Here is a 25,398-nt window from a genome sequence, read left to right on the forward strand (position 1 = left end):
AGCTCCCCCACACGCTGCAAAGGGGTCGCTCCCAGGGGAGCTCAAAAGGATGAATATTCTGGATGACTGGCTACAAACAGGCAGCTCCTCCGGAGCATTTTTGGGTGTTTCGGAAAAACTCCTGTTTGATAGGCTTTATTTAAGGAGATTTGTGGTATAAATGTCTATAAATAAAGATTTTGTATAAGTAATTAAGCAAACTTAGTTTAGAGTATAATTTTTTAATGGGCATCTCTTGAATACTAGTACTACTTATGCCTCGTAGAGGCTTACCGTTAGTAGAATAATGTCCATTTATCTCTCATGAGCTCCGTTAGGAGCGGCCCGTGGGGGCTGCTGATGATTCGCTCTTAACGGAGCTAGTTATACTCATTATCAACAAATTGGCTACAAACCGTTAGCCCGGCATGGAATGCTCCTGCGGAGCATTTGAGAGATCATATTTTAAAAATATAATCTAATTCTGCTTGATTACTTATCTATTGTGGCTGTTAACCAGTAGCTAGCAGTTATAATTTACTGCACCTGCTGTTTCCAGGCCGCATATTTGGTCCGCATAGTGGCGAGCCGGGTTTTGTAGGCAGGATCGGCCACTACATTTTTGGTTTCAGAAGGATCTTTTTTCAGGTCAAATAATTCCTCGTAGCCGTGTTCCGTGTAAGTCATGTACTTAAAGGGTGGCTGTACAATGCCTTCTACTTTCGGGATTTTGGGGCTGCCCATGAACGTGTGTTCATAAAAAAACTCCTGCCGGTTGGCCTTGGACTTTTTTGGTGCACTTACTTCCTTCACCAGGTCAATTCCCTGCATCTGAGCGGGGATTTCCAACCCGGCAAGCTGCAAAATGGTTGGCGCAATGTCGATATTGAGCGCAATGTTTTCTTCTTTCTTGCCCTTAATTTTAGCATTTCGGGGATCATACACAATCAGCGGCACGCGAATCGACTCCTCGTGGCCGTACCATTTTCCGGCGAGGCCGTACTCGCCCAGGTAAAAACCATTGTCGCCCATGAAAATAATGACCGTGTTGTCGGCCAATCCTTTTTCTTCTAATTTCTTCACCAGATTTCCTACTACTTCATCTACGCCGCTAATCAGGCGGTAGTAATTGCGGACGCTTTCCTGATACATCCGGTTGTTTTCAAACCGCAGGTGCCAGCGTTCACGGGCGATGTTCTGTTCGGTACGGAAAAAATCCGGGAACGAATTCCAGTATTTTGGGTCTGCCTTGGGCGACTCCGCGATAGAATCCGCCGCATACATCGGTTTGTAGCGAGGCTGAATAATGAACTGCCGGGGGTCGTTGTCCTGCACGTGTGGAGCCTTAAAACTCACCGACAGGCAAAAAGGCTGATCCGTAGAGCCGTCAATAAATTTCAGGATGTCTTTGTTGACCTGATCCGTATTGTGAATATCGTTTCCGTTTTCGTCCTTCATCTCGTAGTCCGGCTGACTTTTGTTGGTGCAGGCCCAGAAATCAAAGGCGCTTTGTGGCTGATCTTTGGGAGCGCCCACGCCATATTTCCCCACAAAACCAATGCGGTAGCCCGCTTTTTTGAGCAGCATCGGATAGGTTTGGGCCAGGGCTTCGGGTTTAAAACTCGTGTTAAAATCTTCAATCCCGTGCCGCGACATATATTGTCCGCTCAGCATTGTGGCCCGGCTCACGCAGCAAATGGACGTAGTGACGTAGGCATTTTTGAAAAGTGTACCCTGCCTTGCCAGCTGATCGAGGTTAGGGGTTTTAATCAATGGATTTCCCATAATTCCCAAAGCATCAGCTCGTTGGTCGTCCGTAAGCAGATAAATAATGTTGGGTTTGGCGGGTGGTGCGGTTTTCTGGGTCAGATAAAAACCTGTACTTATTACTACCACAAAAAAGGAAACGATCAGGGTACGTATCATGGGTAAAAAATAAAAATGGCTTAACTCTATTCTATTAACTTCGTCGGCGGTGTAAACAGCAGCGGCGACTTCATTCCAAAATGGGTTTACCTTCGTAATTTACCGTACGGTAAGGCACGGTTTCGGTTTCATCAATAAGGTACTTCCACTGCTTTACATACTCTAATCCGGGCTTAAAAGCATCCTTCCGTTTCTTCAACTCACGTACAAGCGCTTTTTCCATCGTGGCCTGTAATTTTGCAAACTCAGGCTTTCCCACCAGATTATTGAGTTGATACGGATCTTCCTGATTGTCAAAAAGTACCCACGGACCTTTCAGGTCGCGGGCGTAGGTATAGCGCTTCGACACCACGCCCCGGTATTCTTTGCCGCCCATTTTTCGGGCCCATTGACCAAAAGGCTGAACGCAGGAAATCAGCGTGTATTCGACAGTATTTTTCTTAAATTCCCGCAAAACGTCCGAATAATCAATACCCTCAACCGACGCCGGAATTGGCAGCTTACACATGCCCAGGAGCGTAGGCATGATGTCGGGCGTATTGAGCAGAACGTCTGATTTCCACTGCGTGTTTTTTCCAAATAGTTTAGGATAATGCAATAGAAATGGTACCCGAATACTTTCCTCGTAAGGTTGTTGTTTGTTCCAGAATCCATGTGCACCCAGCAGATCGCCGTGGTCGGAGGTAAAAACCAGAATCGTGTTTTCCTCAATCCCTGTATCTTTCAGCGTTTGCCAGAGCTTGTCCACCGACTCGTCAATGGCAGCCATGTGGGCGTAGTAGCCTCTCAGGTCGCGGGTTGCTTTTTCGCGGTTGGCTTCGGGAATATTCGGATTGAGAATCATCGGTTTATTCTCAAACATCTTTTTGTATTTTTCAGGAGCCGTCTGATACGGATCGTGTGGGGCACCCATGGAAATAAACAGCACAAAAGGCTTTTCCTTTGTCGCCTGATCTTTAATGTACGTGATGGCGTCGTCAGTTTGGGCAATGACATCATAGCCCGGCCATTTCAGTTTCACATCCGAGTCGCCGGCGTAGTAGGCCGAGTTGTTGTAATCGTGGGTGCATTCCAGCGCTTTCCAGTAGCCAAATCCCTGCTGCCGGGTCGGCGGAATGTAGCTATTGCGCCCGTGGCCGTCGAGGTGCCATTTACCAATGTAGCCCGTGGTGTAGCCGTTTTGGTTAAAAACTTTGGGTAGCGTGATCCGGTCGATGCCCAACAGCACGTCGTTCATGAAGACTCCGTGCGTCAGCGGATATTGTCCGGTAAGCAGCGAAGCCCGGTGCGGCGAACAAACAGGCATGCCCGAAACCGCATTTCGTACGTGCATACTTTCTTTCCTGAGGCGGTCGAGGGTAGGGGTGTGGGCGTTTTTATCTCCCAAAAAACCCATCGCCTGCGACCGCCACTGATCTACCAGTACGTACACAATGTTGGGTTTTTTGTCCTGCGCAAAGCCGTTGGTTACAAGGCCAGCTACGAAAAGTATTGTACAAAATAATCTCTGTGATAAATTCTTCATGAGAAATAATTTTAAAAGAACGCTGAGCAGAAATTGATTAAAGAATCGATCTTATTTCCACTCAGCGTCAGGTGTTTGCTATGTTTTTGTGAGGTTTGGCTTTCATAAAAAGACAAAAGCCAGGCCAACCTAATATCCGGGATTTTGGGTCAGTTTGTTTACCAGGATTTCATTGTTCGGAATGGGCGCCAGCAGCTTATTCGGTGTGAGCGTATAGGCACCATCGTACAGATACGGTTTTTTGGCAATTTCGCGCTGTCCGTGGGCGGTCATCACTTCGATGGCCTTTCCGGTACGTTTCAGATCGTACCAACGGTGATTTTCAAAACACAACTCCACGCGTCGTTCGTTGGCAATGAGGTCTTGCAGCTCAGTCTTAGACAGCCCCGAAAGCGGTGAAGTAAGTCCGGCGCGGTTGCGAACCAGTTGCACATAGGGAAGTGCTTCACTTGCTTTTCCCTGCTCGTTGAGCACTTCGGCATACATCAGCAGCACATCGGCGTAGCGCAGCACGGGCAGGTTGTCGCCCGCACGGTTGTCGGGGGCTGTTAGTGGTGGCTTGTACTTGGCGCAGTAGGGTATTGGCCGTACCTGATTGTCCCAGTCAAGGCCGGTCCAGTAGCCAATCGCCACATCTTTGCGGGTATCGCCGGGCTCAAAGGCATTGATCAGATCATCCGTTGGCTGATTCCAGCCTGCACCCACAATGTTGATGTTGGGCCGCTTCGTAACAGCGCCGCCGGAGGTGTGCGGTGCAAACAAAAAGATAAACTGATTGGCCACTTCGGCGCTGCTTTCTGAATACTGAATGGCGAAAATGGTCTCTTTGTAATCTTTTTTAGAAGGATCAAACAAATCTGCATAGGAGGGTAGCAGCTGATACTTCCCCGCCGAAATGACCGCCGAAAGGGCTTGCTGTGCTTCGGTAAATTGCTTGCGGGTCAGGTATACTTTTCCCAGCATACCCTGAGCCGCCCATTGGTTGGCGCGGCCGGCTTCTTCCACGTCCGAGGCTTTGGAAAAATGCGTAACGGCTTCCTGTAAATCTTTAATAATCAGTGCGTAAATCTCGTCCTCGGTGGCCCGTTGAATGTTCACCGCTTCCTGCGAAGTGATGGGTTTATCTACCAGCGGCACTCCGCCAAACTGTCTGACGAGGTTGAAGTAGTAAAGGGCCCGCAGAAAACGTGCTTCGCCGGCACAGCGATCTTTGTACGATTGCTTCGAGAAAGTCACACCCTCCCGGTCCAGTTCACTGAGCAGCTTGTTGCAGCGGGTGATGCCCCGGTAGGAAAGATTCCAGAAGTCGCGGTAGGCGGCGTTGTCTGAGCCCAGAATAAACTGATCAATTACTCCGCGGGAGGCTTCGCCGGTACGGATGTTGTTTTGCTGTGTACCATTGTCCGAGCTGAGTTCGGCAAGTACCCAATGCTGGTTTTTTTCGTAGTCGCGCATGGGCAGGTAGCAGCCGTTGGCCAGGAGAATAAATTCTACCTCGGATTTATAAAAGTTGCCTTCATTCAGGGAGTCTTCGGGATACAGTTCCAGGAAATCGTTGGAGCAGGACGTCATCAGACAGATGAGTAAAATACTGGCTATTTTTTTCATTATAATTTCATTTAGAGATAGATAGCTTAAAAATTTTCATCAAAACGAAACATTGATTCCGATGGAGGAAGTCCGTGAAAGCGGGTACGACGACATATCAAAACCCGGCGAGAGCGTATTGTCAATGTTGCGCGACTGAGCTTCGGGATTTGCGCCTTCGTAGTTCGTAAACATCGCCAGGTTTTGGACCGTGGCGTAGATGCGGCAACTGCTGATAAATCCGGTTTTTTTCAACAGTGTTTCAGGAATGGAATACCCGAAATTGAGGTTGGCGATCCGGAGAAAGGAAGCATCTTCTACCCATAGCGTATTGACGCGGTGGCCCCAGCTTGGAGTGAGTTTGGGCACGCCCGAAAGCATGCCATCGCCGGGGTTGTCTGAGCTTCTCCATCGATTTACCCACTCCTGACGCACGTTAAAAAAGCCCTGTAAGTTATCCACCGACTGCCGTAGGCCGTTCATGACCTGTCCGCCCTGCTGCCCGTTGATGATGACTCCCAGCGTAAAACGTTTGTAGGAAAAATTATTGGACAAGCCAAAAATGAAGTTGGGTTGTGGGTTACCGATAATGGCGTAATCCAGAAGGTCGCTCACGATGCCGTCGCCGTTGGTATCCCGGTATTTGGGGTTGCCTTCGTACACCTGCGGAGTTTTGACAATATCCGGGTTTGCGATATCGGCAGCGCTATACACTCCGTCGTTAATGAAACCAAAAAACTGCCCGATGGGCTTGCCTACCACGCTGATGTGGGTCGGATTGCCATCGTTATTCCCCGACAAAATCCGGTCGCTGTTATCATTCAGCGAAAGAACGGTGTTGCGGTTGAACGCAATATTTGCGTTAATATCCCAGCGCACGGCCCGCACGAGCGGACTGCCTCCCAGCGAAATTTCAAGACCCCGGTTGCGAACATTTCCTTTGTTCACAATCTGAGAATTGAATCCTGTGATTGCCGGAATAATATCGTTCAGGAGCATGTTCTGGCTTTTGCGGTTATAGAAATCTACCGTCAGCAGGAGGTTGCTTTTGAACAATTCCAGGTCAATACCGGCGTCAATTTGGCTGGATTCTTCCCAGGTTAGAAAAGGGTTGGACAAGCCCACAAACGAAGCCGTGACGAGGTTGTTGGCAAATACATAGGAGTTGGCGTTAATGGATGCCAAATGGGAGTAATTTCCGATGTTGTTGTTTCCGCTTGTGCCGTAGCTTGCCCGAAGCTTGAGCGAACTTATTGCCTTGCTGTTTGCCAGAAAACGTTCTTTTGACACCCGCCATGCGCCCGCAATGGACGGGAAAGTTGCGTAGCGGTTGTTGGCGCCAAAGCGTGAAGATCCGTCGGAACGGATGGTGGCCGTCAGCAGGTATTTATCCTGAAAGTTATAGTTGATCCTTCCCAAATACGATATAATGCTCCATTCGTTTACGTTCTGATCCCAGGTGCTGATCGCCTGTGCGGCGTTGATGGTTTCGATGAGGTCGTTGGAGTACGGACTGGCGTTGAGGCTGATGCTGTTGCCGGTACTTTTCTGTGTGGTGTAGCCACCCAATACGTTGATCCGGTGATTGCCAAAGGCTTTGTTGTAGGTAATGGTATTTTCAATGAGCCAGTTAAAATTTTCGGCTCGTGAGTTGGACGACATACCCGTTCCGGCAACCGGCGGACGGTTGGAGCCGCCGACGGTACTTGGGGTAAAGCTCGAAAATTTTGAGGTTGACCAAATAGTATTTAATGACGTTTTGGCCGTCAGCCCCGGCAGAATGTCCCATTGCAGGTAGGCCGAACCCAGGTTTTGAAATTGTTCCTGGGTTTGGCTCGTTTCCCGCAGCACAAAAAGCGGGTTTGCAAAGCTCCACGCGGAGTGATATTTACTTTGGGGAGAGCGTACGTAGGGTACCAATTCTCCGTTGGCATCATAGGGCGTTGTGAGCGGATTGGCCCAGGTAGCCACGCCAATGACGTCTTCCCGGTTGGAGTTGGTGTTGGTTCTATTTTGTTTAATAAACGTTGGCTGAATCGTGGCACCCGCCGTTACGGCACGACCGAGGTTCGTTTCCATGCTCAGTTTGCTGCTATACCGCTCCACACCGGTATATTTCAGCACGCCATCCTGTTTAAAATAACCCAGACTAAAATCCATCCTCGAATCTTCCGAGCCTTTTTGTACGCTTACGTTGTAGTCGCGAATGGCGGCATCGCGCAGCAGCAGATCATACCAATCGGTGCCGTCGCCCTGCAATTGATCCAGATTGCGGTATTCTACCGGGTAGTCGTCGAGGGTAGAAGCACGGTTTTCGGCTCTGCGCACCGCAATGTCGATTTTATTGCGCTGATAGTCAGCAAAATCACGCTGATTCATCATGTTCGGACGCCCTTTTTGGGGCACCTGCTGCACGCCCATCATGGTCGAAAACTGCACTTGCGTACGATTGAACGTGCCTTTTTTAGTATTAATTAAAATAACTCCATTGGCTCCCCGCGAGCCGTAAATGGCCGTCGAAGAAGCATCTTTCAAAACCGTAATCGATTCAATATCATTGGGGTTAATCAGCATGAGCGGGTTGAGGTTTTGGTTCAAACCTGCTGAGTAAGGCATGCCGTCTACTACGTACAAAGGCTCATTGCCCGCTCCCAGCGAGCCACTGCCCCTGATCCGAATGGAAGTACCGCCGCCCGGAGAGCCGGACGGCTGCGTGATTTGTACCCCCGCTACCTGCCCGATCATTTTTTGATCGAGCGTAGCTACCGGCCAATCTTTCACCAAATCCTGATTGATCGTAGAAACAGCTCCGGTCAGGTCTTTGGCTTTTTGAGTGCCATAGCCCACCACCACTACTTCGTTGAGCGCTTTGCTTTCGGGCACCATGACCACGGACAGTATGGAGCGTGTGCCTACGAGTATTTCCTGACATTTATACCCCACAAAACTAAAAACCAGAATATCCGAATCGTTGGGTACATCGAGTTCAAAAGCGCCTTCCGAATCGGAAGTGGTGCCACGCGTGGTGCCTTTGATCACCACGCTGACGCCCGGAAGTCCGCCGCCCGTTTCGTCGCGGACGGTGCCATTGACGAGCCGGCGGGGAGCCACGGTTTTTGCGCTTTCCGTTGGGTTTGTCAGTTCTTCTTTTCCGGTTGGAACAGAAGATTGTTCGCGTATGGGGTTGGTAATGGATTCTTCACGGGGTGTTTGCCGGGGTTCTTCTTTGGTGATGACGAGGTAAGCACCCGACTTGGTTTTTTTGAACCGCAACCCATGAGGCCGCAAAACGGCATCCAGATTTTTTTCGAGTTTTTGCCGGGTATCGACCTGATCCGTAGTTGCTTCCAGATTCCGAACCACGGTATCAAAGTACAGAATATCAACTCCGTAAAATTCCTTCAACTCGTTCAGAATTGTGGTCAATTGCTTTTTGGCTACCGTTGGCGCCGACCTGCCCAGGGGAGCGCTCTTTTGGTTTCGGGCAAATACCTGCGATTGAGCAAATCGAGGAAAATAGCCCAGCACCAGGGTCACCAGTAAAAATAGTAGTACTCGATTTTTCATATACTTATGGGTTTAGGATGATCAGTTAACTTTGGATTGAAGTATTATTTTCCGCTTTTCTTTTTGATAGGTTAGCGTAGAAGCTTCCGAAAGTGTTTGAATAAGTTCCTCAGCCGAGTGAGCCGTAAATGAGCCCGAAACGGTCATTTGGGCTACCTGCTGTTCGGGGATAATGACTTTCACGCCAAAAACCTCGTCGAGCATCAAAGCAATTTCGGAAAGCGGCGTTGCCGAAAACACGAAGCGATGGTCTTTCCAGGCAGAAAGATCTTCGATGGTGGCTATACGTTTGATGTCGATATGTCCTTCCGGGTCCAGGGTCGCTACCTGACCGGGTTCCATAAATTTTTCCTCCGAACGACGGTCTTTCAAGTGCGACAGCAGCTGTACCTTTCCGCTGTTGAGCGCTACCCGGGTCGCCCGGCTTCGTGCCAGAACGGTAAAATTTGTCCCCAGCACAATCACATCGAGCGAGGTGGGCGTTTTTACAATAAATCGTTTATCCTGTGGGGTGTGAGTCACCTGAAACTGCGCTTCACCTTCCAGAAAGACGGTTCTTGACTCATTATCGAATCCAAAACGAGGTATTTTTAAGGTAGAATTGGCATTCAATGTCACCTGACTGCCGTCCGGCAGGCTCAGCGAAAGCGTTTGGCCGTACTCGGTTGCGAAGGTTTTATATTTCAAAATGCTTTGGTACATCCAGCCCGCCGCCAGCAAAAAAAGCGCAACCGAAGCGGCAGTCAGCCAACGAACGGGAAATCGCCGCCGAGCTGATTCCGGATAGGCCAGATACTCAGTCTCTTCTGGCAAAGTACGCGCCATTCGCTCCTGATGACGGCCAATGGCCACCAACGGATCGGCGTAGTATTGCAGGTTGTTTTTCTCCCAGTTGGCTAAGGCATGGTAAAACATTTCCAGGTTTTTTTCGTCTTTCGCCCATTCTTCAATTTGTTTTTTTTGAAAACTGCTGGAATGTCCCGAGAAGTATTGATAGAGTTGTTCGTATGTGATGGATGATTGCATGGAAGTTCAGTGAAAGTGGAAGAAACTAATCCAGAAAAAACAGAAGGAGCATAAACCATTTGGCACTCAGTTGATTCTTAATTTGCCGTAACGCCTGGTACAGATGCGCCTCAACGGTACGTACTGAAATACCTAATTCGGCGGCAATTTCCTGACTTTTTCGGCCATCAAATCGGTGCATGATGTAAATCTGCCGCCTTTTGATGGGCATTGAATCAATGGCGCTTTCTACGTCGTGATAGAGATCTTCGTACTGCGTAATCGAATCAGGCTCCTGCCCCGGCTGAATAGTGACGTGTGACGCGTGTTCCAGGGAGTTGCTGCGCTGCATTTCCCGACGGACATAGTCAAAAGCCCGGTTGCGAACGGCGGTAAACAGGTAGGCGCGAAACGAAATAGTGATGGTTTGATACAAATCGCGGGAATGGAATTCATAAAAAATATCGGAAACGATATCCTCCGCAATTGCTCGTGACGAAACGAACCTTACGGCGTGGCTGCACAGCAAAGCATGATAGCAATGAAACAGACACAAAATGCCATCGTTGGGATTAGCCTGAAACGCTTTTCGGATCATGGATTCAGATAAGTCCGTCTCTTCCGAATCATTTTTTCGCTGATCCAAAAGCGGCTCCCGTATTTTTTGAAATACGCTTTCATTCAACGGTTGGTAGGATTTCTTCGGCATTTTTCTACCTCTTTATTTAAAAATGAAAATAAAATACATGAATAGTATTATTTCAGGTCTTTTAATGAGAGACGATTTAGAGAGGCTAATTACTTAGTGCCGAGAGGAAAAAGATTGAAAATAAAAAATAGCAGCTGTTTTGGAGTTTGTATTAATCGGAAATTCAATGATCATTCGGTAAATAAATCAATCCACCTGTAACCTCGTGAGGCTTAGAATCGCAACAATAGGCCACCTGTTTTTCCCACAAAACACAGGATACTAAATTTTCATAAAATAGCCTCAGCGAGGCGGCCTGTTTGTAGAGATGTTGACGCCAAAAATGCGCTAGCTCCGTCAGGAGCGGCCCATTGGCAGAAGGCAGTTTGTACGTTCCTGACAGAGCTGCTGTTTATTCAATCTATGAATATCTTACAAACAGGCCCGCCCGTCATGAAATGTCTCTACAATGCTTTTTCAATGGACTGTATCCATGTTCAATTAGATTCATTTTGGGATAGAGTACTACTTTGTAAATTTATCTCTTTGCATTAATGCCATTATAGTGAGGTGCATATCGTCCTTTTGTCGTCACATGATTAGGTAAAGGAAAAAATCAATAAAAAATGAATAGGAGAAATTTTGTAAAAATGGGCGCACTTGGCGCCGCCGCGGGCGTGTCGGTAGTGCCGTCGCGTGTGTTGGGTAAATCCCTGGGACACGTAGCTCCCAGGGACAAGGTGAATCTGGCATGTATCGGAATTGGCAACCGGGGCGGCGAAATTACACGTGCGCTGCACGCCACCGGACTGGCGAATATCGTTGCGTTTTGCGACGTAGACATGGGCGCTCCGCACACACAAGCGGTTTTGAAGCAATTCCCGGACGTTCCGCGTTTTCAGGATTTTCGGGAAATGTTTGATAAAATGGGAAGTAAAATCGAGGCCGTAAGTGTTGGTACGCCCGATTTTTCGCACTTTCCCATTACCATGCTGGCGATGTCGCTGGGCAAACATGTGTACGTAGAAAAGCCCATGGCCCGCACATTTAAGGAAGTGGAGCTGATGATGAAAGGGGCAGAAAAATACAAGGTCGCTACCCAAATGGGTAATCAGGGCCACTCGGATGCCAATTATTTTCAGTTCAAAGCCTGGACAGAAGCCGGAATTATCAAAGACGTAACGTCCATTACAGCCCACATGAACAGCCGCCGCCGCTGGCATGACTGGGACCCGAAAATGACGAGCTACCCCGCCAAACAACCGATTCCCGATACGCTGGACTGGGACCTATGGCTCATGACGGCGCAGCCGCACGACTACCAGAAAGATTTTGTAAACGGACAGTGGCGCTGTTGGTACGACTTCGGAATGGGCACTTTGGGCGATTGGGGCGCGCACATCATCGACACGGCGCATCAGTTTCTGAACCTGGGATTGCCCTACGAAATTGATCCGGTCTATCTGGAAAGTCACAACCCATTTTTCTTCCCGATGTCCACCACGCTTTCGTTCAAGTTTCCGGAGCGTGGAAACATGCCGCCGCTGGAAATCAAATGGTTCGACGGCCTCACCAATATCCCGGCGGTTCCGGCCGGCTACGGCGTTTCGGAGCTTGACCCCAACATTCCACCGCCAAGCAACGGTACCATGCAACCGGCCAAGCTGAATCCCGGAAAAATTATTTATGGCAAAGACCTGACCTTCAAAGGCGGCTCGCACGGAAGTACGCTCTCCATAATTCCGGCGGATAAAGCCAAAGATATGGCGTCCAAACTGCCCGAAGTGCTGGCGAGTCCATCCAACCACTTTGCCAATTTTCTGAAAGGCTGCAAAGGAGAAGAAAAATGCCGCTCTTCTTTTGACATCGCCGGACCGCTCAGTCAGGTATTTTCATTAGGCGTACTGGCACAACGCCTCAATACAAAACTGCTGTTTGACCGTGAAACGCAGCGCATTACCAATAATCCTTTGGCTAATTTCCTATTAGAAGGCGCCACCCCGCGCAAGGGTTGGGAAGAGTACTATTTGTTGTAAAAAAAACGTGGTAGCTACGCAAAATTTTGCGTAGCTACCACGTAAATATAGAGACGTAATATACCCTCTCTACTATTCCATGGGATATTCTTTCAGTAATTTCTCGGGATTATAAAACATTCCGTCTTTACTGGTTTTGGCCCGTACCTGTTTTACTTTTTCGGGTGTAATCGCTGAGGCTTTGTTGCCAAAGGAATTACGTACATAGGTAAGCACGGCAGCGACTTCCTGATCGTTGAGCATACCCCCGAAAGGCGTCATCGGCACTTGCCCCGAATACTCTTTTCCGTTGACGGTCATCGGTCCCATCAATCCTTTCAGCACGATTTTTATCAGGCGTTCTTCGTTGCCCGTCACCCACTTGGTGCCGGCAAGCGGCGGGAAACCCGAAGCTGTAAGTCCCTGACCATCGGGCTGATGACAGGTATTGCAGAAGCCGTCGCGGGCATAAATTTCTTTTCCGGTCTTGAAGAGTTCCAATTCATTGCCCGTGAGGGTAGTTTTGGCTACAAACTCTTTTTTCTTTTGCACAAACTCCCCATTCAGGTGGGCTTCGGTGGTTTCGTAGGCTTTTTCCATCCAATCGTCGATGGGCATTTTTTTAGCTTCGGCCAAAATCGCCAGCCCTTTGTCTTTTTCAAGCCACGAAGCCGCTACAACTGCTTCCAGCCGCACCCGACCATGCGGATCTTTTGCCGCCTGAGCCAGCAACGCTGCCTGATTGGGCAGCTGATGTCCCGTATACCGAACCACCCGTACGGCTGCCGCCCGGGCGTGGTAATCTTTGGCCGTAAGCATTTGGTTGAGCAGTTTCTGATCTACTTTGTTTAGTCCCCAGGTAGCCCACATCGCTTCCAGGACGTGGTGTTCGTAGCGGGGATCTTTCTTGTCGAGACCGGCTACCCATTTGGTGATTTTGGGTAGTACTTCGCTTGCTTTACGTCCACGGAGTTCGCGTTGGGTCCGGTAGCGGGTGCGATATTCGGGCAATTTCAGGTTTTCCAGCAGCTGCTCCACGGTTGCGCCGTCAACTTTGGCGGGCGTCACGAGCGGGCGGGAAGGGTACGTAATCCGATAAATACGACCATGCACGTGGTCACGCAGGGGGTCGCGGGCGTTGTGCTGCATGTGACCAATCAGAACGTTGTGCCAGTCAATAAAATACAGCGAGCCATCGGGTGCAAACTCCATGTCCACGGGCCGGAAGTTGCGGTCTTCACCTTTGACAAGATCCATCACAAAATTGCTCTTATAACCCGTGCCGTCATCTTTCAGCGTATGCATTTTCATGCCCAAAAATCCAATGGTATTGTTGATCAGGAAGGAGCCCTGCACGTCGTCAGGAAAGTGACGGCTCGACACAAATTCCAGACCCGACGTAGGCCGTACCCGGTGCTTATCTTCAATCAGTTGCTTCGATTTGTCCATGGATTCACCGTACATAGGTTTTACGCTGCCGGGCAGCATCCACCGCACGTCCGGGCCGGAGGTTTCGGCAAAAATCTGCTGTCCCCATTCATCAAAGGCAATTCCCCAGGGATTGGGAATCGGCAATTGCGCTACGCGTTCGAGCTTGTGAAGCTGCGGTGCATAGCGGTAAAACCCGCCGTTGGTAGCCCGGACGGTTCCGTACGAAGTTTCTACGTTGGTGTGCAAAAACACGCCTTCACCCATATAAATGGCACCGGACGGATCGGCTACGTACGCACTGATTTCGTGGTGCGTATCGTGGTCATCAAATCCGCTCATGATAATCACCTCTTTATCCGCTTTGTCGTCTCCGTTGGTGTCGGTATACAGCATCAGATTTGTTCCCTGCGAAACATACACGCCTTCGGGCGTTATCTCAAACCCAACGGGAACGTGCAGGCCATCCTTAAAAATGGTTTGCTTATCGGCTTTGCCATCGTTGTTGGTGTCTTCAAAGATGATAATCTTGTCGTTGGGTTTTGAATCACCCGGTTTATAGTGCGGATAGGAAGGCATGGTTACGACCCACAGGCGGCCCTTGTTGTCGAAGGTCATTTGTACCGGATTGGCCAAATCGGGAAATTCCTTTTCTGAGGCAAAAAGGTCAATCTTGTAGCCCGGGGGTGTTTGCAGTTTGGCAAGTGCCTCTTTGCCGTACAGGTACGTGAGGCTGCCGTTAGCTTCGGGGTTATAATTTGTCTTTACCGATGGTAAATCCCGGGTGCGCTGATCTGCCGCTGCCAGGTTAAAGCTCTGATTTTCGCAGTTGCAGGCCGTGACCCACACCAACGTATCGCGGTTGGCGGTCATTTGCCGGATTTTCTCAATTTCTGCGGGATAGTTATCCGGCCCAAACGGATTGAACCGACGGCCCCAGGCGTGTACTCCGTTGGGGATTTTATAGTCATTTTGCCAAAACCAGTTTTTCTCCTGCACTGCCTCATGCACAGCAGTCCGGTTTACGCCCGATTTTGGTCGCTCTTTGCCAAAAAGCTGATCTGCCAGAAAAGCACCAAAAATTTCGTAGCCTTTATCGGTCAACTGCGTTCCGTCAATTGTCAGGGGCTCATCGTTTTCGGCATACCATTTTTGAGAAGGCGTAAACGCATCGACAAACAGCACGTTGTTTTTGTCGGCTACCTCTTTCATGGCTTTTGTGTAAAGCGCCAGGTTGATATTTTCTTTCTTGCCATTGGGCACATCTACTTTGTCAGAAATATCCTCGTAGGCAATCGGCGAGACCAACGCCAGTTGGGGGGCAGATTTGCCATTGTAGCGCTGTGCCTTTGAATGTTTAACAAAGGCATCCAGTTCGGCTTTGAAATTCTCCACTCCGGCGGGGCCTTCAAAGGATTCACTAAAACCAAAAAAACCGATGACAATATCAGCTTTCAGGGTGGTGAGCCATTCGTCGTCACTAGGAAAAAAACCTTCGCTTGCGGAAGGATTGGCAAGTTCTGTCTGGAAATTTTCGGCACCCGGAAAAGCCCAGGGTGTATTACGGGCCGAGCGGGGACGGAATCCGGGCGTGTCGCCGGGATCGCACATGTTTCTGATAAAAAGTTGATTATCAGGGTAGCGTATCTGCATTTCAGTTTCGAAATGATCGTAATTCAGCATACGAGAACCGAGGTTTCCGCCTACCATAAAAATACGGGAGCCTTGCTCGATTTTCAGCGTTTCGGTTTCTACAAGATTAAAGGCACTAAATAGCAGAAATACAACTGCGAAAAGGCCGAGCAATCCTCCAAGGCCTCTTTTGACGGGTTTAGACATAGTGTTTGTACTGAATTTTATAGGGTAAACTGCTTAATTCAAATGACTTGTAAATTACGAAAGTAAAAAGAAGTTTTTCGGAAATTTATACCCCAAAAGTAGGTTGGAATGCATGGCAAGCAGTAGTTTTTTTGATGGATTTGAAGATATGAATAAAAATATATTGGTGTTTATAGGTTCAAAAAATTCAAGAATTTAAGCCATGTATAGGGGCCTACACGGTACGCTCCTAACGGAGCTAGCGAAATAGAATAATTGGCATCAACTATAAACAGTTAGCTCCTACGGAGCATTTGGAGGTACCTGCTGTATTATTACAATGGACTAAAAAAAGCCTTAAAGTCCCAAATATGCCTGATTTTTACAAGAAAATAAAACCACCCGAACTTTCCCTAAATGAGAAACCGCAGGTGGTTTTGAAGAATAGAAATATGTAAATTAATTTTTCCTTACTTCTTTTTTGCTAAAGGAAAAATTTCAGATTTGACGTGCGCTTCTTTCAGGACATTTTCCATTTTTGAAACAACTGCCGGGTTGGCCGCTGCGACGTCTTTGCTTTCCTGAATATCGGTTTTCATGTTATAAAGCTCAATTTTGCCTCCATTTTGGCTACGCTTTACGGCTTTCCAGTCGCCCATGCGAACGGCCTGATCAAAACCCCGCTCGTAAAATTCCCAGTACAGGTACTCATGTTTGGGCTGATTTTTTTGTAGCAGAGTAGGTACAAACGAAACTCCATCGGTATCTTTTGTGGCAGGCAGTCCGGCCAATTCGTAGGCCGTTGCGGCTACATCCCAAAACGCACCGACGTGATTGGTCGTGCTGGCGGGAGCAATTTTACTTTTCCACTGCACCAGAAATGGCGTCCGGATGCCGCCGTCGTACATATCCCGTTTCACGCCCTTCAAAGGACCGCTACTGGCAAAAAATTCTACGTCCTGTAAGTTGCGGCCACCTTCCAGGTGGGTGCCATTGTCGCTCGCAAACATCACGATGGTATTTTCGGCCATCCCCATTTCTTCAAGTTTCATCAAAACCAGCCCTACATAATCGTCTACGGCAGTAACCAAACCTGCGTACGCAGCTTTCGGATTGGGCTGTCCTCCATAGTGCTGCCCGTCTTTCCAGGGTTTTTCGGGGGCAAAAACGCTTTTCCCGGACCCATCCATGTAAGCATTCAGTACGCGTTGTGGCCCCCGCAGCTCCGCATGAGGAATCGTAAAAGCCAGGTACATAAAAAACGGTTGTTCCGATTTTTCCTGCATAAATGTTAAAGCATGCTGCGTAAAAAGCTCATTGGCAAAAGCTTTGGCAGGATTGGGCACCGGAACCAGCGCTTTATTTTTGATTTGCCAAAGCGTATCGGGCTGTTGGAAATGCGCATCCACATGATGCGTCAGTCCAAAATAGCTATCCCAGCCTTTGAGGTTGGGGGCGCCGGGTGTACCGGCTACGCCGAGGCCCCACTTGCCAAACATGCCGGTGCGGTAGCCTGCCGTTTTGAGTTTTTGAGCAATGATGACATCTTCGGCCCGCAGCGGAATCTCGCCATTGCCGCGGATGTAGGCATGTCCCATGTGCTTACCCGTCATGAGCGCACAGCGTGACGGTGCGCAAACGGTATTCCCGGTATAAAAATCGGTGAATTTCATGCCGTTGGCGGCCATTTTGTCCAGATTTGGCGTTTTGATTTTTTTCTGTCCATAGGCTCCCAAATCGCCATACCCGAGGTCATCTGCGAGGATAAAAATGATATTCGGTTTTTCTGCCGCCGGAGTTGAAACCTGTGTACTCATCATGAAGCCGCAAAGGCTCAACGGGACGCTCAGTAGCAGCAGGATTTTTTTTTGCTTGTTAAAAGTCATTTTCTTTTACTTTAAGTGGCTGAAATAGAACGATTTATTTTAGAATAAGAGTTTAGGAATAGTATTGTAAAAATGGTTGATTAGAAAATTAAAAACCCCGACTACCTCACAAATTCCCAGGCCGACACATGCGAAGGGCGGTGCTCCGTTTGGACAATCTGATCCATACGATTGATGATTTCTGGATGTTGAGCGGCAAGGTTAGCTGTTTCAGAAGCGTCTTTTTCCAGGTCATAAAGTTCCCAGGCTGCTTGCTGATTTTTCTTCATATCAACTTTCACACCTTTCCATTTTCCCAGCCGCACAGCCACCTGACCGCCTTTTTCGGGGTATTCCCAGTAAAGAAATTCGTGTTTTTTCTGATTTTTACGTCCCAGCAGCGTTGGTAAAAACGAAATCCCGTCGCCAGGTACCGGCTTCTTTTGGAGTAAATCGACCATAGTGGCCAGTACATCATAGTGTGCACCCACGTGGTCGGTGACGCTCCCGGGAGCGATTTTTCCCGGCCATCGGGCCAGCATCGGCATTCGGATGCCGCCTTCGTACACGTCCATTTTTAACCCTCGAAAGGCACCAACACTTTCAAAAAAAGCGGCGTCAACGCCTCCATTGAAGGTAGTTCCATTGTCGGATGTAAAAATAACCAGCGTGTTTTCGTCCAGTCCCTGTTCTTTGAGCAGTGCCATCACTTCCCCGATTTTTTTATCCATGTACGTGATCATCGCTGCGTAGGTAGCTCGCGGGTAGGGTGTAGAAGCATAGCCATTTTGGCCATAGTAAGGCGTTTCCTCAAATTGCCCTTTATACTCCGCTACGGCCGCATCCGGTGCTTGCAGCGATACGTGCGGTATGGTAAACGGCAGGTACAAAAAGAACGGTTTTTCTTTGTTCTGCCGGATGAAATTCAACGCTTTTTCGGCCATTTTATCAATGGCGAAATCCTTGCCTTTGAAGTAAGCGAAGTCCGCCTCCGTAGCAGTTTCGGCGTTGAGCCGACGATGAACGTCCATGACCGGATTTTGGAGCGTGTCCCACTGTCCGTTTTCCCAGAGATGTGTAGGGTAGTAGTTGTGGGATTGCTTTTGGTCATAGTAGCCATAAAAATAGTCGAATCCCTGCTTGTTGGGACTTCCCGAGCTATAACCCATGCCCAGTCCCCACTTCCCGATGCAGGCCGTTTTGTAGCCCGCCTCCTGGAAAATTTTACCGAGCGTGAGCGTATTTTCGGGCAGGGGCATTTGTCCCCGTTCGGTGGAGTCAGGGAAGCCACCTAGTTCAAAATTGCCCCGAATGTACGAATGTCCCGCGTGCAGGCCCGTCATGAGTTGGCAGCGTGAAGGCGCACAAACAGGCGTGCCGGTATAGTAATTCGTAAATTTGATCCCTTCTTTGGCCAGTAGATCAAGGTGGGGCGTGCGAATTTTCTTTTGACCGTATGCGCCCAGTTCCGCATAGCCGAGGTCGTCGGCAAAGATGTAGACCACGTTGGGGCGGTGGGGCTTTGCCTGATTAGTAAACCAGTCAAAGCCCCAAAGGCCAGTAGTTAATGTGTAAAAAAGAAGAATCAGAAAGCTGCAAAATTGGATCATCAGAAAAAAGAAATTGTTTATCGGGAAAAGCCCTTCCTGTGTATAATCTCATGAGCGGCTCTTCCTGGTATACACAACGAATCACTGATTATACCCCGGATTTTGCGTCAAATTCTGATTGAGTTGCGTGGCAGTCGTTGGAATTGGCCACAGATAGTCCCGTGCGGGGTCGAAGGTTCGGGTATCTACCCGATTTCCCAGCCAGTTTTTTGCCTCGCTGTTCATGACCACCTCAGCGATTCGCCAGCGTCGGATGTCAAAATAATACAAACCTTCGCCCGCCGTTTCGATGCGCCGTTCGTGGCGTATTTCCTGGCGCATTTGATCCTTGGACAATCCGGCCGGAAAGGCAGGCATACCCGCCCGCGCCCGAAGGAGATTCAGCGCTTCGTAAACAGAAGCGTCGGGGCCGGTGGCCTCGTTTTGGGCTTCGGCGTAGTTGAGGAGTACTTCCCCATAGCGCAGCACAATATTATTTAGATCCGAAATATTATCCACTTTTCCCGCTGGAGGGGCTTCGTTGTCTTTATAGGTAGTGCCTTTTTTAAGACCAAAGCCCGTTTGGGGATAGGTAGTGGCAATTACCGGTCTGCCTTTAAACATACTTCCCACAGTCATGATGGTAGCATTGAGCCGGGGGTCGCGGTTTTCGTAGGGCTTTGCAGGGTTATATAGTGGCGAACTTGTAATCGGTTTACCATCAATCATATAAAAATCATTGACAAGATCCAGCACAGGAGCAAAGCCATTGAACTGATCATAATTGATGTCGTTGCCATGTACATATTCAGGGTTTTTGTACTGAACATCAAAAATTACCTCCGTATTACCTTCGTTTTCCTGCATAAAAAGCCCCCTGAAATCGGGAAAAAGCGTGTACGTTTTGGCGTCCATCACACTTTTGGCCGCTGCCGCTGCTTCGGCCCAGCGGCTGGCGTAAAGTAAGGTGCGGGCTTTAAGGGCCAGCGCTGCACCCGAAGTGGCTCGTCCCCGGTCATTGCCGCTATACGTTTTTGGGAGGTCTGCCGCTGCTTCGTCAAGGTCTTTCAGGATCTGAGCCAACACTTCATCGGCAGAATTCCGGGGAAGCGTTCCCTGCTCAGCATCGGGCGCTGACACGATGACCGGAACACCGCCATATACCGACCACAGGTCAAAATAGTACAAGGCGCGCAGGAATTTTGCCTCCCCGATGTATCGCTTTTTGTTTGTTTCGGACATCTGAATGGCCGGAATTCGTTCGAGCAGCGTATTGGCCCGGCCAATGCCAGCGTAGGCCTGATTCCACCGGGTATTGATAATCGGTGTGTTGCTTGCATCATGAATGCCCCGGGCAATGTTGCCGGTTGCACTTTGGTAGGCGTAGGCATTGGGCGTAGCGGCTTCGAGCTCACCCATAATTTGGCCGCCGTGCAGTGAACCGCCAAACAGCGAGTTATAAATGGCATTGAGACCCGCTACGGCATGTTCTTCGGTTTGCCAGAACGTCTGATCGGTAAAACGATCGGTGGGGTTTACATCAAGAATGGATTGGCTGCATGCGTTCAATAGAAAGCTGAGCAGGAGTAGGCTGTATTTTTTCATGAGTAGGTTCAATTAAAAAGTGGCGGTAATTCCTCCCGAAACAATTTTGGCAATTGGATAGGCAATGATGCCGCGTTGGTTGGCGTCACGCTCCGGGTCTCCATCTCTGAACTTGGTGAAAGTCAGCAGGTTTTGTCCATTGACAAACACCCTCAACTTGCTCAACCCTACCTTTTTGATTGCTGTTGCCGGCAGGGTATAGCCCAGCTGAATATTTTTCAGGCGGAGGTAGGATAAATCCTGCAACCAGAAATCCGAGAAAACGAAGTTTTGCGGGTAACCCGTCGCAGTGGTCAGGCGGGGTAGGGGAGCATTGGGATTTTCGGGTGTCCACGAGTCCGTAAGCCAATCGCGGGTAACGCCGGCGCCATTTTTATAGGGCTGTGCCAGGTTGGAAGTAACATTGGTATTGATGCCTTCAACTCCCTGAAAAAATATGGCGAGATCGAACGCTTTAAAATCGCCACCGGCCGTAAAACTGTACGTGTAGCGCGGAACGGAACGGCCAATGACTACCCGGTCGTTGTTGTCAATAATGCCGTCGTTGTTCTGATCTTTATAGCGCAGATCGCCCGGATTGAGTACCCGATTTTGGAAAGGCGCATTAGTAATTTCTTCCGTAGACTGAAAGATGCCAATGGCTTCCAGACCAAAAAAGGAGTTGAGCGGTTGGCCTTCCTGTGTGATTCGCATTCCACCATCGGCAAAAATGATTTCACCGTTGGTGTTTTCTACTAAATTTTTCAGGTAAGTTACATTAGCACCCACGTTGTAGTTGAGCTGACCAATTCGGTTTCGGTAGCCCAGGGTCAATTCAACGCCTTTGTTAGAAACCGAGCCAATGTTGCGAAGCGGACCGCCGAGGTTGCCCACCTGACTGGGCAGGTTTACCCGTGCCAGAATACCGTCGGTGAATTTGGAAAACAGATCTACCTCAAAAGTTAAGGTATTGTTGAAAAAACCTCCATCCAAACCGATGTTAGAGGTTGTCGTCGTTTCCCAGGATACGTTCGGGTCGGCCAGCTGCGTTATCGCTGCGCCACTCACGAGCGCATTATTAAAATTGTAATTTGTACCCAACGTGATGCCGTTGATGTAGCTAAACAAAGGAATATTCTGATTGCCAAGCTGTCCCCAGCTCGCCCGAAGTTTGAGGTTGGAAATTGCCCGTACATCTTTCAGGAAATTTTCTTCGTTGATGCGCCAGCCGACCGATACAGACGGGAAAAAGCCCCAGCGGTTTTCGGGTGCAAAGCGGGACGATCCATCAAAACGGAAGTTGCTTTCAAACAAATATTTATCATTCAGAACATAATTTACCCGCCCAAAGTAGGACATAATACGCGAGCGTGCGGACGATCCACTTACGAGCGGATTAATGGTACCCCCGCTTAATTCGGTGATTTCATTGCCCAGATACCCCTGATTTTGGGCGCTGAAATTGGAATTATAAAAATATTCGACGCTCGTTCCGACCAGAAGATTGAGGTAATGGCGCTCCGCAAGGGTTTTCTCCCAGTTTAAGGTCTGGAAGTTGGTGAAGTTAAACGTCTCAAAACCGCCCTGCCGCACGCCCCGAGCCGGAATGTTGCCCATCGGTACACGATCGCCGGTTTTGGGATGCGTCAATAAAATGACCGGATAGTTGTATTTCTCGGACGAGAAACTGACATTGGGAGCCGCCGTGATTTTGTAGATAATTCCCAATGGCAGATTAACCTGTGCGTACAGATTCAGGATCGTGCGCAGCTGCTTGTTGAGCCGGTCTCCTTCAAAAGATAAGGCGTAGGGATTTCTGAAAAAATTGTGACCCGGCACCCGAATCCACTGATCCGCATAGGAGCCATCGGCCGCAATCGCCGTTTGCATCGGCAAGCCGCGGTACGTTAGGCCCATAATGCCGCCTTCGCCATTGCCTTCGTCGGCGCTGTAAGCACTTTCCCGATCCTGCGAAAAAGTACCCAACAGGCTGCTGCCAATTTTGAGCCACGGAGTCACGTCTGAGTCAATGCTCGTGCTCAGCGTATACCGGTTAGCGTTTGTGTTGGGCATAATTCCCTTTTGATCCATAAATCCCAGGGAAAGCGAATAGGCAGTTTTGTCGCTGCCCCCGGCAAGCCGAACATTGTGCTGCTGAATCGGGGCGGGGTTAAACATGATGTCAAACCAGTTGGTATTGGCATAAATAAATGGATCCGTTCCGGCCCGGTATTCATCCATCAGGGCCTGCGAGTATTCGGGTTGACGCCCCTCGTTGGCCAATGCCCGGTTTTTTCCTTCCATGTATTCCAGCGAATTCCAGACCACGTTTTGAGGAAGTCGCGAGACAGTCTGCACGCCGTAGTAGCCATTGTAATCCACGGTCATTTTTTTATTGCGCTGCCCTGATTTTGTCTTTACCAGAACCACGCCATTTTGCGCCCGGCTTCCGTAAATAGCCGCCGAAGCCGCATCTTTTAATACCGTAATACTCTCAATATCATTGGGGTTTACATCCGATAAAGGGAACTCAATACCGTCTACCAGCACAAGCGGTGCGGAGCCCGAAAAATACGAATTAGCCCCGCGGATCGTGATGGAAGCGCCATCGGCGCCCGGCCGTCCTTTGTTCATATTCACAAACACGCCCGGCAGTCCCTGCAAGGCCTGCGAAGAGTTGGTGATGGGACGATCAGCCAGAAACTTGGCATCAATGGTTGCTACCGAGCCCGTCAGGTTTACCTTTTTCTGCGTACCGTAACCTACGACGACCAGTTCATCGAGACTTTTGTCTTCCGGCACCATCGCTATTTCCAGCGTGGACCGATTGCCCACAACCAATTCCTGACTCACATACCCCACAAAACTTAACACGAGCACAGATTCGGGGCTCGGTACATCAAGTTGAAACGCGCCTTCTCCGTTGGTGGTGGTGCCTCGGGTGGTGCCTTTGATGACCACACTCACCCCCGGAAGCCCGGTCCCGGTTTCATCAACCACCTTCCCATTCAGGATTTGTTTGGGAACTGTTACCCGAATTTCCTCCACCCAACTCGACTGCCGGGGCGATGCCGATTGGGCTGGTGAAAGGATAATTTTGCGGCCTTCCAGTTCATACGATATTTTGAGGGGTTTTAGCAAATTGTCTAAAATCTCGCCCAAAGTAACGTTGGTTTTCTGGATCGACACCCGCAGCGAACTTCCCACGACCTGCGAGCTGTACACAAAACGAACATCCGTAGCTTTCTCAATGTCAGTAAGTACCGTTTTTATTTCCTGATTGTACACTTTCAGGCTGAGCCTCTTGTCCAGGTACTCCTGGGCTTTGGTCGGCAGGGCGTAAGAAATACCCGCCATGACTAGCATAACTAAACCTTGGGCTAATGTAAACTTCATGAGTTCAACCCAGAATTGTCTGGTAGCGTGTTTTTTCATAAATTTGTAAAAGGTTAATGATTCTTTTTGAGGAACATACATCCCTGAGAAATACCTTTGGCGAGCGATGTCTCAGTGGATAAACCTGTCGGTAGTGGCCTGGCCTCTACCGATTTTTTTGCGGTAGCGGGCGTTTGCTAGGATTTATACGTCATAAATTTTTGGGTTAAAATTTAATACTCTATAAAGTTGATAGACAAAGTAAGCTATTATTTTTTTGATTCACAAAAATCTATTGTAACCGGCGATAAAAATCAGGCGTTCAGCTGCATCCCCTTCCACTGATGACGATTTGCCCATCCACAATTTCGTAGCTTGATGCAATCGTCCTACACAGTACGTCCAGCTTTTCATAGAGTGTTTCGGTTGAAAAAGTGGCGGTTATTTTACAGGAGCGCAGATTTTGCTCATCAAACACGATGGCAATGCCGTAGTTTTTTTCAAATTCGTGCAGCAGCACCGGCAGTGGTACTTCGTCGTAGCGCTGTTCCATCAGGGGAGCCTGCGTGTCGAGTAAAACCGGATTGGCCACGAGGGTTTTGGATAATGTTTGTTGCTTTTTCTCAAAAATTGCCGCCTGATTGGCCGTCAAAATTACCCCGGCGACTTCCTTATTTTCGGGCTTTCGGTTGGGATCTACGCGATAAACCGACACCTTGCCGGAAAGTACCTGTACCGTCATTTTTTTGTCCTGCTCGTAGGCGCTCACTACAAATCGCGTACCCAGTACTTTGGTTACCATTTCGCCGGTTTGTACCATAAACGGTCGCTGTTGGCGATTGACCGAAAAAATGGCCTCACCCGACAAATACACCTGCCGAAAATTGCCTGTAAACTGAGAAGGATACCTCAAATTACTCTTTGGCAACAGCATGACCTCCGTTCCGTCGCTTAGCCGCAGCCGCAGCGGTTGCTGCGTCGGATTGTGGGTTTCTACCAGCCGATTGTTCAGTGATGTGGCAGGAAAATGACCCGAAAAGTCGGATGTTTGGCGAGGCGACAACCCCCAATACAAGCCTGCGGCAAGTGCAAGCATCGCGGCAAGTCCGGTCAGGTAGCGCACAAGCGGGCGACTGTTGCTGCTGTTGCTGTCATCCTCCGGTGATTCTTCGGTAGTAAATTCACTCGTTGCCCGGCTCAGAAAAGTTTCCACTTCCTGACGAATCTCGCGGACGCTCAGCGGCTCTTCGGCTACGTGTGCCGCCCGAATGAGCTGCTCGGCCCGCTCAAATTCTTCTTTTCGTTCAGGATATTTTTCAAGAAAATTAAGCCAGAAAGTCTCGTGAGACGCCTGCCCCTGCACCCAGGCACGAAAATCTTCGTTCTGCACAAAGTCTTCTATGGTGTAGTCTTCGTAATTTCTCATGGGTTGTGTTTCTTTCTTAGT

At 49.1% G+C, this 25,398-nt stretch carries 13 protein-coding genes; 1 reads left to right on the forward strand and 12 read right to left on the reverse strand.

The window, feature by feature from the left end; translation table 11 throughout:
* Window positions 1-516 precede the first annotated feature (516 nt).
* The 6 genes from EZE20_RS02930 to EZE20_RS02955 all read right to left on the reverse strand — a co-directional run bounded on the left by EZE20_RS02930 (window position 517) and on the right by EZE20_RS02955 (window position 10,298).
* Window positions 517-1,905, reverse strand: coding sequence for a sulfatase family protein (locus tag EZE20_RS02930; RefSeq protein ID WP_132114336.1), 1,389 nt, complete (start codon window positions 1,903-1,905; stop codon window positions 517-519).
* A 70-nt stretch (window positions 1,906-1,975) separates the two neighbouring features.
* Complete coding sequence (locus tag EZE20_RS02935; protein ID WP_132114338.1) at window positions 1,976-3,430, reverse strand: sulfatase family protein; 1,455 nt, start codon at window positions 3,428-3,430, stop codon at window positions 1,976-1,978.
* Window positions 3,431-3,559: 129 nt separating this feature from the next.
* The gene (locus EZE20_RS02940) at window positions 3,560-5,038 is read right to left on the reverse strand and encodes a RagB/SusD family nutrient uptake outer membrane protein (RefSeq protein WP_132114340.1); all 1,479 of its coding nucleotides are present in this window, start codon (window positions 5,036-5,038) and stop codon (window positions 3,560-3,562) included.
* A gap of 39 nt (window positions 5,039-5,077) precedes the next feature.
* The gene (locus tag EZE20_RS02945; RefSeq protein ID WP_132114342.1) at window positions 5,078-8,584 is read right to left on the reverse strand and encodes a SusC/RagA family TonB-linked outer membrane protein; all 3,507 of its coding nucleotides are present in this window, start codon (window positions 8,582-8,584) and stop codon (window positions 5,078-5,080) included.
* 21 nt (window positions 8,585-8,605) lie between these two features.
* Complete coding sequence (locus EZE20_RS02950) at window positions 8,606-9,610, reverse strand: FecR family protein (protein ID WP_132114344.1); 1,005 nt, start codon at window positions 9,608-9,610, stop codon at window positions 8,606-8,608.
* A 25-nt stretch (window positions 9,611-9,635) separates the two neighbouring features.
* Complete coding sequence (locus EZE20_RS02955) at window positions 9,636-10,298, reverse strand: RNA polymerase sigma-70 factor (protein ID WP_132114346.1); 663 nt, start codon at window positions 10,296-10,298, stop codon at window positions 9,636-9,638.
* Window positions 10,299-10,903: 605 nt separating this feature from the next.
* Here EZE20_RS02955 and EZE20_RS02960 point away from each other — a divergent pair.
* Window positions 10,904-12,313, forward strand: coding sequence for a Gfo/Idh/MocA family oxidoreductase (locus EZE20_RS02960; RefSeq protein WP_132114348.1), 1,410 nt, complete (start codon window positions 10,904-10,906; stop codon window positions 12,311-12,313).
* Between the two features lie 72 nt (window positions 12,314-12,385).
* On the opposite strand, the gene EZE20_RS02965 is transcribed toward EZE20_RS02960, so the two are convergent.
* The 6 genes from EZE20_RS02965 to EZE20_RS02990 all read right to left on the reverse strand — a co-directional run bounded on the left by EZE20_RS02965 (window position 12,386) and on the right by EZE20_RS02990 (window position 25,377).
* Window positions 12,386-15,559: a PVC-type heme-binding CxxCH protein gene (locus EZE20_RS02965; RefSeq protein ID WP_132114350.1), complete on the reverse strand. Its 3,174-nt coding sequence runs from the start codon at window positions 15,557-15,559 to the stop codon at window positions 12,386-12,388.
* 449 nt (window positions 15,560-16,008) lie between these two features.
* A complete protein-coding gene (locus EZE20_RS02970) occupies window positions 16,009-17,424 on the reverse strand; it encodes an arylsulfatase (protein WP_132114352.1) in 1,416 nt (471 codons plus the stop codon).
* Window positions 17,425-17,525: 101 nt separating this feature from the next.
* On the reverse strand, window positions 17,526-19,013 hold the full coding sequence (locus tag EZE20_RS02975; RefSeq protein ID WP_132114354.1) for an arylsulfatase: 1,488 nt from the start codon (window positions 19,011-19,013) through the stop codon (window positions 17,526-17,528).
* 81 nt (window positions 19,014-19,094) lie between these two features.
* Window positions 19,095-20,597 (reverse strand): RagB/SusD family nutrient uptake outer membrane protein, encoded by a 1,503-nt coding sequence (locus tag EZE20_RS02980; RefSeq protein ID WP_132114356.1) that lies wholly within the window; start codon window positions 20,595-20,597, stop codon window positions 19,095-19,097.
* 12 nt (window positions 20,598-20,609) lie between these two features.
* Entirely contained in the window at window positions 20,610-24,011 is a 3,402-nt protein-coding gene (locus EZE20_RS02985) for a TonB-dependent receptor (protein WP_132114358.1), read from the reverse strand.
* 262 nt (window positions 24,012-24,273) lie between these two features.
* On the reverse strand, window positions 24,274-25,377 hold the full coding sequence (locus EZE20_RS02990) for a FecR family protein (RefSeq protein WP_132114360.1): 1,104 nt from the start codon (window positions 25,375-25,377) through the stop codon (window positions 24,274-24,276).
* Window positions 25,378-25,398: the final 21 nt, after the last annotated feature.

Source organism: Arundinibacter roseus, assembly GCF_004348825.1.
Lineage (GTDB): Bacteria > Bacteroidota > Bacteroidia > Cytophagales > Spirosomataceae > Arundinibacter > Arundinibacter roseus.

Coding starts and splice junctions, on each gene's coding strand:
- EZE20_RS02930 (WP_132114336.1), bottom strand. CDS start 1,905: ATGATACGTACCCTGATCGTTTCCTTTTTTGTGGTAGTAATAAGTACA.
- EZE20_RS02935 (WP_132114338.1), bottom strand. CDS start 3,430: ATGAAGAATTTATCACAGAGATTATTTTGTACAATACTTTTCGTAGCT.
- EZE20_RS02940 (WP_132114340.1), bottom strand. CDS start 5,038: ATGAAAAAAATAGCCAGTATTTTACTCATCTGTCTGATGACGTCCTGC.
- EZE20_RS02945 (WP_132114342.1), bottom strand. CDS start 8,584: ATGAAAAATCGAGTACTACTATTTTTACTGGTGACCCTGGTGCTGGGC.
- EZE20_RS02950 (WP_132114344.1), bottom strand. CDS start 9,610: ATGCAATCATCCATCACATACGAACAACTCTATCAATACTTCTCGGGA.
- EZE20_RS02955 (WP_132114346.1), bottom strand. CDS start 10,298: ATGCCGAAGAAATCCTACCAACCGTTGAATGAAAGCGTATTTCAAAAA.
- EZE20_RS02960 (WP_132114348.1), top strand. CDS start 10,904: ATGAATAGGAGAAATTTTGTAAAAATGGGCGCACTTGGCGCCGCCGCG.
- EZE20_RS02965 (WP_132114350.1), bottom strand. CDS start 15,559: ATGTCTAAACCCGTCAAAAGAGGCCTTGGAGGATTGCTCGGCCTTTTC.
- EZE20_RS02970 (WP_132114352.1), bottom strand. CDS start 17,424: ATGACTTTTAACAAGCAAAAAAAAATCCTGCTGCTACTGAGCGTCCCG.
- EZE20_RS02975 (WP_132114354.1), bottom strand. CDS start 19,013: ATGATCCAATTTTGCAGCTTTCTGATTCTTCTTTTTTACACATTAACT.
- EZE20_RS02980 (WP_132114356.1), bottom strand. CDS start 20,597: ATGAAAAAATACAGCCTACTCCTGCTCAGCTTTCTATTGAACGCATGC.
- EZE20_RS02985 (WP_132114358.1), bottom strand. CDS start 24,011: ATGAAAAAACACGCTACCAGACAATTCTGGGTTGAACTCATGAAGTTT.
- EZE20_RS02990 (WP_132114360.1), bottom strand. CDS start 25,377: ATGAGAAATTACGAAGACTACACCATAGAAGACTTTGTGCAGAACGAA.